Annotated in this window: 11 protein-coding genes; 7 read left to right on the forward strand and 4 right to left on the reverse strand. The window is 66.6% G+C overall.

Going from position 1 to position 11671, the window contains the following annotated elements; translation table 11 throughout:
- Window positions 1-174: 174 nt before the first annotated feature.
- On the reverse strand, window positions 175-1044 hold the full coding sequence (locus tag E4J89_RS11620; protein WP_136786303.1) for an IclR family transcriptional regulator: 870 nt from the start codon (window positions 1042-1044) through the stop codon (window positions 175-177).
- A gap of 129 nt (window positions 1045-1173) precedes the next feature.
- Between E4J89_RS11620 and E4J89_RS11625 the strand changes: the two genes are divergently transcribed.
- Genes E4J89_RS11625 through E4J89_RS11640 form a run of 4 tightly spaced genes read left to right on the forward strand, consistent with a single transcriptional unit; the run spans window position 1174 to window position 4956 of the window.
- Window positions 1174-2142: an ABC transporter substrate-binding protein gene (locus tag E4J89_RS11625; protein WP_136786304.1), complete on the forward strand. Its 969-nt coding sequence runs from the start codon at window positions 1174-1176 to the stop codon at window positions 2140-2142.
- Between the two features lie 10 nt (window positions 2143-2152).
- Window positions 2153-3361: a cytochrome P450 gene (locus E4J89_RS11630; RefSeq protein WP_136786305.1), complete on the forward strand. Its 1209-nt coding sequence runs from the start codon at window positions 2153-2155 to the stop codon at window positions 3359-3361.
- A gap of 21 nt (window positions 3362-3382) precedes the next feature.
- Window positions 3383-3697: a 2Fe-2S iron-sulfur cluster-binding protein gene (locus tag E4J89_RS11635; RefSeq protein WP_136786306.1), complete on the forward strand. Its 315-nt coding sequence runs from the start codon at window positions 3383-3385 to the stop codon at window positions 3695-3697.
- A 2-nt stretch (window positions 3698-3699) separates the two neighbouring features.
- A complete protein-coding gene (locus E4J89_RS11640; RefSeq protein ID WP_136786307.1) occupies window positions 3700-4956 on the forward strand; it encodes an FAD-dependent oxidoreductase in 1257 nt (418 codons plus the stop codon).
- Window positions 4957-5109: 153 nt separating this feature from the next.
- Here the strand turns inward: E4J89_RS11640 and E4J89_RS11645 are convergent, their stop codons facing one another.
- Window positions 5110-6516: an NAD-dependent succinate-semialdehyde dehydrogenase gene (locus E4J89_RS11645; protein ID WP_136786308.1), complete on the reverse strand. Its 1407-nt coding sequence runs from the start codon at window positions 6514-6516 to the stop codon at window positions 5110-5112.
- 173 nt (window positions 6517-6689) lie between these two features.
- Between E4J89_RS11645 and E4J89_RS11650 the strand changes: the two genes are divergently transcribed.
- Window positions 6690-7127, forward strand: coding sequence for an SRPBCC family protein (locus tag E4J89_RS11650; protein ID WP_136786309.1), 438 nt, complete (start codon window positions 6690-6692; stop codon window positions 7125-7127).
- 140 nt (window positions 7128-7267) lie between these two features.
- Here the strand turns inward: E4J89_RS11650 and E4J89_RS11655 are convergent, their stop codons facing one another.
- A complete protein-coding gene (locus tag E4J89_RS11655; RefSeq protein WP_136786310.1) occupies window positions 7268-7651 on the reverse strand; it encodes an RNA-binding S4 domain-containing protein in 384 nt (127 codons plus the stop codon).
- Between the two features lie 199 nt (window positions 7652-7850).
- On the opposite strand from E4J89_RS11655, the gene E4J89_RS11660 reads away from it, so the two are divergent.
- Window positions 7851-9107, forward strand: a complete 1257-nt coding sequence (locus E4J89_RS11660) for a glycerophosphodiester phosphodiesterase family protein (RefSeq protein WP_346763381.1) — start codon at window positions 7851-7853, stop codon at window positions 9105-9107.
- 114 nt (window positions 9108-9221) lie between these two features.
- Here the strand turns inward: E4J89_RS11660 and E4J89_RS11665 are convergent, their stop codons facing one another.
- Window positions 9222-10109 carry a LysR family transcriptional regulator gene (locus E4J89_RS11665; protein WP_136786312.1) on the reverse strand — a complete coding sequence of 296 codons (888 nt, stop codon included), beginning with the start codon at window positions 10107-10109 and terminating at the stop codon, window positions 9222-9224.
- A gap of 139 nt (window positions 10110-10248) precedes the next feature.
- Here E4J89_RS11665 and E4J89_RS11670 point away from each other — a divergent pair, with 139 nt between their 5' ends.
- Window positions 10249-11571: an MFS transporter gene (locus E4J89_RS11670; protein WP_136786313.1), complete on the forward strand. Its 1323-nt coding sequence runs from the start codon at window positions 10249-10251 to the stop codon at window positions 11569-11571.
- The last annotated feature ends 100 nt before the right edge of the window (window positions 11572-11671 follow it).

Consider the following 11671-nt stretch of genomic DNA (forward strand, 5'->3'; position numbering starts at 1 on the left):
ACCCTATCCCCAACGACTATTCAATAGGTGCCCTTCCCGCGGCTGGAAAGGGCGCCTGCTGAACAGTGGATGTGGCTAACAGTGGATGCGCTGAACACCGGATGCCCGGATCAGCGGGCGGTGCTGGTGGGCGCCGGAAGCCGACGTGACACCGAGCCGGAAACGGAGATCAGCTCAGCGGCGGGTCTGGGGGCGGGGCGCGCTGGGTAGGTATTCCATCGAATCGAGGGAGGAGCTAACCAGCGTCCGGTACCGGCCGCCGGGAGTCGCGGCGGGGTCATTCGAGGGAGCGTAGGCTGCGTGGAGATCCTTGCCGATGCCCTGCGCCGCAGCTTGCAGCAACCGCACGAGCCCGGTGACGGGCGCGTCGTCGTTCGGCACCACCACACTCACTGCGGCCACCACCAGATCGTTGACCCCGCGGATGGGAACAGCGATTCCGCGCGCTTCGGGGTGGATGTAGCCCCTGCCGCAGGCATAGCCGTCGCGGCGGATCTGCTGCAGCAGGCTGCGCAGGCTTTCCGGTGTTTGGACAGTCTGGTCGGTGTAGCGGAACAGGTCGCCGGCCAGAACCTCGTCCTGGAATGTGGCATCCGAGTGGGCCAGCAACACCAGCCCGCTGCTGGAGGCGTGTAGCGGCAGCCGGCCGCCTACCAGGGTCACATTGACCACTGCGTCGCGCGCGGAGAGGCGTTCCAGGAAAAGCACTTCGTACCCTTCCAAAATCCCGAGCTGGGTATGTTGGCGCACCCGTGCCTGTACCTCCTGCAGGTACGGCTTGGCGATCTCGCGCAGGCCCAGCGCGCCGGGTGTCCGGCAAGCGATTTCCCACAGGCGCACGCCCAAGCGGTAGGTCTTGTCCAACTGGCGTTCCAGCAGGCCGAACTGTTCCATCTCGGCGACCAGCCGGTGGGTGGTCGCCAGCGCCAGCCCGCTCCGGGCCGACAGTTGCGAGACGGTCAGGAAGACGGCATCGACGTCGAACGCGGCAAGGATCTGCATGATCCGGCTTAGAGCAGAGCGTCCGGCTGACGACTTCGCCATGAGTTTTTCCTTTCATCGGAAAGCACACTGTTCGGCAATTGTGGCACACCTCATAGTTCTGAGTGCCGGCAGAGGTCGCCGGGAACTACGGATGCGGGACGGACAGGTCCCGGCGCGGGAAGGATGAAGATGCTTCGACGGAGAAACATCACCACAGCGGCAACCTTCGCAGTATTGACGACGGCGGCGCTCGCCCTGAGCGCGTGCAGCGGCAACGCGGCGGCAGATTCGGAGGCCAGTGCCGGAGCGGGCGACTCGGTCCAGGTGGGCTACTTCCCGCTGGTGCACACCTCCACCGCCGTCAACGCGGATGAGGCCGGAATCTTCGCGGAGAACGGCCTCGACGCCGAGCTGGTGGCCACCCAAGGTGGTGCCGCCGCTATTCCGGCGCTGATTTCCGGCAGCGTCGACATCACCTACAGCAACTACACCTCGGCGTTGTTGGCCGTGGAGAAGGGCCTGCCCATCCGTTTGCTCTCTGGCAACGACGTCGGCAGCGCCGATCACGGCATCTTCGTCACCGCCGAGTCCGGCATCGAAAAAGTGGCGGATCTCAAAGGCAAGACGTTCGCCGTGAACAACCTGCAGAACATCGGAACCGTGGCGATCAAGGCGCTGATGGAGGACGCGGGCCTCGCTGCCGACGACGTGAAGCTGGTGGAGATGCCCTACCCGGACATGCAGGCCGCGCTTGAACGCGGCGCGGTGGATGCCATCTGGCAGGTGGAGCCCTTCCAGTCCAGCGCCACTGCTGCGGGACTGGTCAAGATCGGCGACTTGTTCAGCGGACCGGTGGCGGACATGCCGGTGGCCGGCTGGATCACCACGGAGGCCTTCGCCAAGGAAAACCCCGAAGCGGTCGCCGCCTTCAAGAAGTCCATCGCGGCGTCGGCTGACGAACTTCAAGGCAACCGGGAACGCCTGGTCGAGTTGGTGCCGAGTTTCACGAAGGTGACCGCGGACGTGGTCGAGGCCGCGGAAATGCCCCGGTTCCAAGGCGAACTGGATGTGGAGCAGTTGCAGAAAACCGCCGACCTGATGCTCAAGTACAAGATCACCGGCAGCGAGCTGGACGTCCAGTCGCTGGTCGCCGAGTAGGAGGAACTCCATGACAGCCGAAACCCTCGCCACGAACGCGCCGGTGCTGGACCTGGACCCGTTCAGCGACGACTTCCTCACCGATCCCTACGACGCGCACGAGCAGATGCGTGAAGCCGGCCCGGTCTTCTGGCTGGAGCGCTACGGGGTCTATGGTGTGGCCCGCCACGACGAAGTCTCCCGCGTGCTAACCGATCATGAAACCTTCGTCTCCTCGCGCGGCGTCGGCATCTCCGACTTCGCCAAGGAAAAGCCGTGGCGGCCGCCGAGCCTGCTGCTGGAGGCGGACCCGCCGCAGCACACGAAGGCCCGGCAGGTGGTCACCAAGATCCTGACCGTGAAACTGCTGCGCTCGTTGAAGGACGGCTTCCAGGCACACGCGGATGAACTGGTGGCACGGGTGGCCGCACAAGGTGGCGTCATTGACGGCGTCCACGACCTGGCCGAGCCCTATCCGCTCGCCGTGTTCCCGGATTTCATCGGACTGGCCAAGGACGGCCGCGAGAACCTGCTGCCCTACGGCTCGATGGTCTTCAATACCTTCGGTCCGCGAAACGGCCACTTCGAACGAGCCCTCGAGCGCGGAGCCGCAGCGCAAGGCTGGATCATGGAACAGTGCCGGCCGGGTTCCCCTGCATCGGAAGGGCTGGGCGCCCAGATCCACGCCGCTGCTGCCCAGGCCGGGTTCAACGAGGAGGACCAGGCCAAGCTGCTCCGTTCCTTCCTTTCCGCGGGGGTGGACACCACGGTGCACGGCATCGGCAACGCCCTGCAATGCCTGGCGGAGAACCCGGAGCAGTTCGCTGCCCTGCGGGATGATCCCTCGCTGGCCCGGGCTGCCTTTGAAGAAACCGTGCGCTACTCCTCGCCCGTGCAGACCTTTTTCCGCACCACCAGCAAGGACACCGAGGTCTCCGGCGTCGCTCTGCCGGAAGGCTCCAAGGTGCTGATGTTCCTGGCCGCAGCAAACCGTGATCCGCGCCAGTGGGAGAGCCCCGCCGCGTTCGACATCCAGCGCAAGGCCGCGGGACACGTCGGCTTCGGCTTCGGCATCCATGCCTGCCTGGGCCAGATGCTGGCGCGGCTGGAAGGCGAGTGCTTCCTGACCGCTCTGGCCCGGCACGTTTCGCGGATCGAGCTGGCCGGCCAGCCGAAACAGCAGCTCAACAACACGCTCCGCGGCCTGGACAGCCTCCCGCTGCACCTGACCGCCGCCTGAGCACCACCGAGGGAATGAACCATGCCTAAAGTAACCTTCATCCAGCCCGACGGCCTGCAAAACGTGCTGGACGCCGAGGCCGAAACCAGCGTGATGCGCGTAGCCGTTTCCAACGGACTCCCCGGAATCGTTGCCGAGTGCGGCGGATCGGCCATGTGCGCCACCTGCCACGTGTATATCGAAGACGGCTACCTGGACGGGCTTCCGGAGATGAGCGAGGTGGAGGACGAGATGCTGGACTGCACCGCCTCCGAACGCTGCGCCAACAGCCGGCTCTCCTGCCAGCTGCCCGTGGTGTCCGACCTCGCCGTCCGGCTCCCTGACGCGCAGGTCTGACGATGGCGATGGATGCAGGCACCCTGATTATCGGCGCGTGCCAGACAGGAGTGCAGTTGGCGGCCAGCCTGCGCGAGTTGGGCGACACCTCGCCCATCACGTTGGTGGGGGAGGAGCCTCATGCCCCGTACCAGCGCCCGCCGCTGTCCAAGGAACTGCACGGCGGAACCATTGACGTCGCTGCGCTCTCGCTCCGCACCGCGGACTGGTACCGGGGCCAGGACATCTCGCTGATTACCGGTGAGCGGATAGTCCACCTTGAACGGGACAACGACGGCGGTGCTGCGACTTCCGCAGGCGGCCGCACCTTCCGCTTCTCCCGGCTCGCTTTGGCCACCGGGGCCGCCGTGCGGCGGCTGCCGCTGGAGGGCGCGGAACTGGCCGGCGTGCACTATCTGCGCGATGCCTCCGACGCGGCACGGCTGGCTGCGGATCTCGCAGCTGCCCGGGATGTGGTGGTGATCGGCGGCGGGTTCATCGGGCTGGAAGTGGCTGCCGGCGCCCGGGCCGCCGGAAAACGCGTCACGGTCCTGGAGGCCGCTCCGCGGCTGGTGGGCCGCGCCGTCGCGGAGGAGACCAGCGAGTACTTCCGTGCCGCGCACCAGCGCCGCGGCACCCTCGTGGTGCTGGATGCGCAGATCACCCGGCTGGCCGGCACCGGCGGCCAGGTGGCCGGTGTCGAACTGGCCGATGGCACCCAGGTCAGCGCCGACGTCGTGCTGATTGGCGTTGGCGTGGTGCCGCGCACCGAACTGGCCGAGCAGCTGGGACTCGCCGTGGAGAACGGGATCGAAGTGGACGAGCACGGGCTCTGCTCCGACGGCAGGACCGTGGCCGCCGGTGACTGCGCCAACCTGCCCAATCCCTATGTCCGCGGCAGCGGCGGTCGGGTGCGGATGGAGTCGGTGCCGCACGCCTTAGAACACGCGAAAACCGCTGCCGCAGCGTTGCTGGGCCGCCGCGAGCCGTACCGGATGCTGCCATGGTTCTGGTCCGATCAAGGCGACATCAAACTGCAAATTGCCGGCCTCTCCGCAGGCTTCGACCAGACGGTGCTGCGCGGTGACCCTGAGGCGGACAAGTTCTCGCTGCTGTATTACCGGGAAGGCAAGATCATCGCCGCCGACTGCGTCAACTCCGCCGCCGACTTCATGGCCGTGCGGAATGCCTTGGCACGCGGGCAGGACATTCCGGCCGCGGCGGCTGCGGACGTGGGCGCCCGGTTGAAGCAGTTGACCAGGGAGCCGGCCGTCGCCTGAGCTGTCCCTTGGTCCGGTGCCGCCGGTGTCCGCGGCCGACCGCGTCCGGACCCGGCCTCGCCGGCGTTACAGGCCCCCAAACGACGAGTGGGCAGGCGCCCTTCCCCCGCGGGGAAAGGGCGCCTGCCCACTCGTGGACGCTGTGCGCCGGGATTACTCGCCGATGTAGAAGAGGCGCTTGTTGACGAATTCGTCCATGCCCAGCGGGCCGAGTTCGCGGCCGAAACCGGAGCGCTTCACGCCGCCGAAGGGCAGGTCCGCGGCTTCGCCGACGCCGTTTACGTTGGCCATGCCGACTTCCAGGCGCTGGGCCACCTTGCGCGCGCGGTCCTCATCGGTGGAGAACACCGCGCCGCCGAGGCCGTAGTCGGTGTCGTTGGCCAGCTTCAGGGCTTCTTCGTCGCTGGAGACCTTGTAGACCACGGCCACCGGACCGAAGAGCTCTTCGCGGTAGGCGCGCATCTCCGGGGTCACGCCGGTGAGCACGGCCGGGGCCAGGTAGGCGGCGGGTCCGTCGTGCAGGGTGCCTCCGGCGTGCAGGGTGGCGCCCTTGTTCACTGCGTCCTTGAGCTGCTCGTGCAGTCCTTCCGCGGCGGCGCGCGAGGAGAGCGGGGCGTAGGTGCCTTCGAGCTCTTCGGCCGGGTTGCCGGGCTTGAGGTCCTTGGCCAGGTTGGTCAGCTCGGCCACGAAGTCGTCGTAGATGTCCTCCATGACGATCATGCGCTTGTTGGAGTTGCAGGCCTGGCCGGTGTTCTCGATCCGGGTGGCCCAGGCCGCTGCGGCGGTGGCCTTCACGTCGTCGGTGTCCAGCACCACGTACGGGTCGGAGCCGCCCAGTTCCAGCACGGCCTTCTTCAGGTTCTTGCCGGCGAGCTCGCCGATGATCGCGCCGGCCCGCTCGGAGCCGGTCAGCGAGACGCCCTGGATGCGGGGGTCGGCGATGATGTCCGCGATCTGTTCGTGGCTGGCGAAGACGTTGATGTACACGCCCTCGGGGACACCGGCGTCGTCCATGATCTGCTGGATGGCAAGCGCCGAGCGCGGGCAGGTTTCGGCGTGCTTGAGGACGATGGTGTTGCCCAGCACCAGGTTCGGCGCGGCGAAGCGGGCCACCTGGTAATACGGGTAGTTCCACGGCATGATGCCCAGCAGCGGGCCGACCGGCAGCCGCTGGATCATGGCACGGCCGCCGCCGATGGCCTTGATCTCCTGCTCCGCTGCCAGCGCGGGGCCCTCGGTGGCGAAGTAGTCGAAGATGTCGGTGCAGAACTCGGCCTCGCCCTTGGACTCGGACAGCGGCTTGCCCATCTCCTCGGTGATGATCGCCGCGAGCTCGTCGGCGCGTTCGGTGAACAGTTCAGCCAGGCGGGCCACCACCTTGGCGCGGTCCGCGATCGGCACCTCGCGCCAGGAAGTGTAGGCGGCCTGGGACCTGGCGATGGCGTCCTGAACCTCGGCATCCGTGGCGGTGGGGAACTCCGCTACCACCTCGCCGGTGGAGGGGTTTTGGACCCGGTAGCCCGGCTGGGTGGACGAAGCGGCATGGGAAGTGGTGGTCACAGCCCTGGTCTCCTTCAGATAATGACGAATCTAAGGGACGGCGGCGTGGCCGTCTCCGATTCCCATCTTGTACCGTCCGGTCGGTTCTGTGAAGTGGGTTACGCTCAAGGCATGAAGGGGAAAATGCCGGTCCCGGCCATGCGACGGGATGCAGCACGGCCGGGCGGTGCGAAATGAAGCGCTCCGGCTCCATTGTCATTGAGCAGCCCGCAGGTGCAGTGTTCGCTTTCCTCGCCGCCGTGGGCAACGAAACCAGCTGGCGGGACTCGGTGACCGGCTCCGGATATGTCGGTGGAGGAGCCGCTGCCGCGGGCACTGCCGGATATACCGAAGTCTCGATGGGCGGCAAACAGGTCAGGATGGATTGGCGCATCAGGTCCTTCGAGCCCGGCCGCCATGTGTCGTGGCAACTGACCGGGGGGCCTTGGCGCGGCGGCGGGGCCTACACCGTTCGGCCGCTGAACGACGGTACGGAGGTGACGGCTGACCTCGAGGTCCGGCTGTCCGGTGCCCTGCGGCTGCTCGAGCCGGTCTTGGGGTTCCAGTTGGGCCGCGGGCTGAGGGCAGACCTCGCCCGCCTGCGGCGACTGCTGGTCGTTCCGGCGAACTGAGGGGCCTGGGGCGGCCCTCCGGCGACCATTGTTCCCGCAGCCGGGGCGCCATCCAGTGCCCAGCGCAGCTGCTGGATGGCCGGTCGCCGATCCGCTTTCACCCGGCCGGACCGTCCACCCCTCAGCCGAGTAGCAGGCTCCTAGCGTTCGCCGAGCAGCTTCTCCATGTCCCGCCGATCCTTCTTGGTGGGCCGGCCGGTGCCGCGGTCGCGCTGCGGGATGCCCAGCGCCGGAGCCACCGGACGCGGCGGAGTGTGGTCGGTGAAGCAATGCGAGGCCGCCTCGGCACCGACGCGCTTGGCGATCAACCGGCGGACTTCCAGGATCCGCTCGTAGCCGGGCTGCCGCACCCGCAGGGTATCGCCGGGCACCACGGACTGGGAGGCCTTGACCGGGTTGCCGTTCAAGCGCACGTGGCCAGCGCGGCAGGCGGCAGTGGCCGCTGAGCGCGTCTTGTAGGCGCGGATGGCCCACAGCCACGCATCAACGCGCACCGAACTTGGGGTATTGGCTGAAGTGTTCATGCCCCTCCGAGTCTAGCGCCGGCAACCGCGCCAGTCCCGGCAGGGGAGGTAGCCGTCCCTTCGTCGTCGGAAGTGATATTTCCTTTCACCGGACGTTCACAGCCAATTGGCCGGCAGGTCCGCCACCACTGTGAGGCTCGATCGCAGGGGGACCGCACGAACACCACCTACGAAGGGCCTCATTCCCATGGCATCTCGCTTGATCAGAACATTGACCTGCTCCGTCGCGGCCGTTGCCGTCGGCGCTACCCTCGGCGCCATTCCGGCCAGCGCCCAGAACACCGCCTTGAACACAGCCCAGAACACAGCGCAGAACACCGGCCAGACCAACAAGGCCGGGCAGCAAGAAGCACCGCTGCTGATCGGCCACCGCGGTGCCGCCGGCACGGCCCCGGAAAATACCGTGGCCGCCTTCAAGGACGGCCGAGCCTCCGGCGCCGACTTCTTCGAAATCGATGTCCAGCTCAGCGCCGACGGTGTGCCGTTCCTGTTCCACGACGACACCCCGGCCCGGACCACCAACGTCGAGGACGTCTTCCCGGAGCGCGCAAGCGACCCGATCACCTCCTTCACCTGGGCCGAACTGCAGCAGCTCGACGCCGGCTCCTACTTCGGCGCCGAGTTTGCCGGCGAACGCATCCCACACCTGGACGACGCCGCCAAGGTCGCCACGGTCAACACCGGGGTGTACATCGAGATCAAGTCGCCGAAGAACTCCCCGGGCATCGAGCAGCTCGTCGCCGACGAGCTGCGCACCGACGCCAAGTGGAAGAAGCTCGTCGCAGCGGAGAAGATCCAGGTCCTGAGTTTCGATGAGTCCTCCAACCGCACGTTCGCGCAGATCGCCCCGGAGATCGTGCTGCAGCAACTGGCCAGCACCGTGCCGGGTCCGGCCGTCCTGGAATCCTGGGCCAGCTTCGCCGATTCGGTCGGTACCAACTACCGCACCCTGACGGCGCAAAACGTGGCCGACACCAAGGCCGCCGGCCTGGTGATCGGCGTCTACACCGCCAACTCGCCCGAAGCCGTCCAGCATTCCATCGATCTGGGCGTCGACGCGGTCACCGGCGACTTCCCGATCCAGACCGTCCGCTACCTGGACGGGCAGAAGCCCTTCCCTGCCGGCGCCGGAGTGGAGATCGCCGGCGCGGTCAACGATCCGGCCGGCAACGATGTGCAGCCGGAGACCGGTGAGCACGTGGTGCTGCGCAACGTCACCGGACACGCCCTGGACGTCAGCGGCTACATCATCCGCGACGCGGCCAACAACGTGCTGGAAATCGGCACCGGCTACGTCCTTGCCCCAGGCACCGAGCTACGGGTCTACACCGGCCCCGGCACCAACAGCGACGACGCCTACTACAACGGCGGAACCGCATCCGTGCTGAACAACGGCGGCGACTCGCTGGCCCTGTGGAGCCCGCAGGGGCAGCTGCAGGACGTCTTCGCGAACTAGCGGACAGCATCTCCACCAACGACGTCGGTGCTTGCGGCCTGCTTCCATGCAGCCTAGGTGCCGACGTCGTTCGGTTGAGGGGCGACGGGAGCGTGCAGAAGGACCAGCCCAGCCCTACACGTTGTGCACCGGCGGAACCGGGTGGCGGTCACGCAGCCACTCCTGGATGCCCAGCATGACGTCCCGGATTTCCCGGTGCGCATAGTGCATCCTGTCCCAGCCTCCGTAGATCGGGCTGGTCACTACCTCGCCCTCGCAGGTCAGGGGGCGCGATGCCAGTCCGTAGTTCGGGTCGTCGAGCACCAAACATGCCCCGCGCCCTGCGGCCGCCATCGCCTGGGCCATGCTGGATGACTCAGGCTCGGCGAAATCAGTGAGCAGGACGCCCGCGCGGCGGAAAGCCGCATCGGTCGCTGCCCGTACGGCGCTGCGCCGTCCCATCAGGATGAGCCCGTGGCGGGCAGCGTCGACGACGTCGATCTGGGATAGGGCTGCGAGTGGATGGTCCGTTGGCATCTGGACATTCACCGGTGTCTCGTGCAGCAGCATGCGCTCCAGTGACGCGGGCGGCAATGCTGTGGTGACCGCCATGTCCGCGTCGCCGTGCCGCAATGCGGAGTAAACGTCAGCGGGGTCCCGGATCAAAGCGTCCCCAATCGGGGCTCCCGTCGCCGCGAGGAAAGGTGCAATGACATGCGTGACGGTGGCCGAGGGGCAAGCCACGGAGAGCTGCGCCGGTGCTCCTCCGTGCGCCCGCATCATGTTCAGTCCGGTCTCCGCGCGATTGCAGAGATCCGTCGCTATAGGCAGGAAGTACCGTCCGGCCGCGTTGAGTGCCATTCCCTGTGCGCTGCGCTCGAAGAGTTCCCTGCCCAGCTCCCGCTCCAGGGCGGACAGCTGCCGTGATAGCGACGGCTGGCTGATGTGGACCTTGTGGGCTGCTGCGGACAGCGAGCCGGTTTCGGCCACGGCGATGAAATGACGCAGGGCCCGCAGTTCCACGGAGCCTCCTCAGGGCTATGCGCTAGATGAATAGCGAGTAAAGAAAATAAGTATTAGACAGCATAGCTGTGGGGGTGGGCACAATGGACCGCGATGAAACGCATCGTGCGGGTCATCACAGAACGAATATGAGGATCACATGAGCACCAGCAACACAGCGGTCACCGCAGCGGCCCGGGGACGCAAAGCCACGGTCGGCGCGTTCGTCGGCACCGCCATTGAGTGGTATGACTTCTACATCTTCGGCACGGCGGCGGCCCTTGTTTTCGGCAGGCTGTTCTATCCGGATGCGGACCCGGCGACCGGACTGCTGGCTTCATTTGCCACGTTCTGGGTCGGGTTCCTGGCCCGGCCCATCGGCGGACTGGTCTTCGGCCACATCGGTGACCGTATCGGCCGCAAGAACACCCTGGTGATCACGCTGCTGCTGATGGGTATTGCAACCACCTGCATCGGCTTGCTGCCAACCTACGCCTCGATCGGTGTGGCGGCCCCGCTGTTGTTGGTCCTGCTGCGAGCAGTGCAAGGACTGGCTGTCGGCGGTGAATGGGGCGGCGCCGTGGTGCTCGCCACCGAGAGCGCTGCCAAGGGGCGCAAGGGAACCGCCGGGATGTGGGTGCAGCAGGGCTCTCCCGCGGGCGCTGTGCTGGCCAGTGTGATGTTCTTGCTGGTCGGACGCCTACCCGAAGAAGCCTTCCTGGGGTGGGGGTGGCGGGTGCCGTTCCTGCTGTCGGCGGTGCTGGTCATTGTCGCCCTCGTGATCCGGGTGAAGCTCGAAGAGTCCGAGGAATTCACCCGCTCGAAGAAGGCCGATGCGGTCGTCAAAGTCCCTGTGGTTGAGGTCTTCCGCACGGCACGCGTCCAGGTGTTCCTTGGCATCGGCGCTTCGATTATGGGCATCTCCGCGGCCTACTTCAGCAACACCTTCGTGCTGTCCTGGACCACCACGGAACTTGAAGTACCCCGCCAAACCATGCTCAATGTCATGCTCGTCATCTCAATCCTGCAGTTCGCGTGGCAGCCGGTTGCTGCGTGGGTGTCCAGCCGGATTGGCCGCACTCGCCTGATGATGGTGGCACTACTGGGCAATGTCGTGGTGGCAGTCCCGATGTTTCTGCTGATCATGACGCGGGATCCCGTGCTGATCGGGCTGGGCCTGAGCCTGTCAGTGATCACCGGGGCGTCGTACTACGCGATGTTGGCCGGGTTGCTGGCAGCGTCCTTCCCGGCGCCGCTGCGCTACACCGGCGTCTCGGTGGCGTACCAGGTGTGTTCATCGATCATCGGTGGGTCGACACCATTGGTGGCGCAGTGGTTGCTGAATCTCTCCGGCGGTTCGCCCTGGGCCGTCGTGGGCTACTACATGGTGCTGCTGCTGGTCACTGCAGCTTGCGTGTTTGCCCTCTCGAAACGGACCCAGGCGGAGGATATTCCGGCTGCGGAGGCCATGGCCCGGGCGTGAACACGGCCGCCTTCAATACCTATAGCACCTACGTCTGAAGAGGACTGACTTCTATGCAGCTCGATGCAATTTTCGAGAACGGCCGATTCCGCACGTTAGA

The organism is Arthrobacter sp. CAU 1506, from assembly GCF_005047635.1.
GTDB lineage: Bacteria > Actinomycetota > Actinomycetes > Actinomycetales > Micrococcaceae > Crystallibacter.

Excerpts from the sequence above, each read along its gene's own strand:
- E4J89_RS11620 (WP_136786303.1), bottom strand. The coding sequence starts at position 1,044 with ATGGCGAAGTCGTCAGCCGGACGCTCTGCTCTAAGCCGGATCATGCAG.
- E4J89_RS11625 (WP_136786304.1), top strand. The coding sequence starts at position 1,174 with ATGCTTCGACGGAGAAACATCACCACAGCGGCAACCTTCGCAGTATTG.
- E4J89_RS11630 (WP_136786305.1), top strand. The coding sequence starts at position 2,153 with ATGACAGCCGAAACCCTCGCCACGAACGCGCCGGTGCTGGACCTGGAC.
- E4J89_RS11635 (WP_136786306.1), top strand. The coding sequence starts at position 3,383 with ATGCCTAAAGTAACCTTCATCCAGCCCGACGGCCTGCAAAACGTGCTG.
- E4J89_RS11640 (WP_136786307.1), top strand. The coding sequence starts at position 3,700 with ATGGCGATGGATGCAGGCACCCTGATTATCGGCGCGTGCCAGACAGGA.
- E4J89_RS11650 (WP_136786309.1), top strand. The coding sequence starts at position 6,690 with ATGAAGCGCTCCGGCTCCATTGTCATTGAGCAGCCCGCAGGTGCAGTG.
- E4J89_RS11655 (WP_136786310.1), bottom strand. The coding sequence starts at position 7,651 with ATGAACACTTCAGCCAATACCCCAAGTTCGGTGCGCGTTGATGCGTGG.
- E4J89_RS11670 (WP_136786313.1), top strand. The coding sequence starts at position 10,249 with ATGAGCACCAGCAACACAGCGGTCACCGCAGCGGCCCGGGGACGCAAA.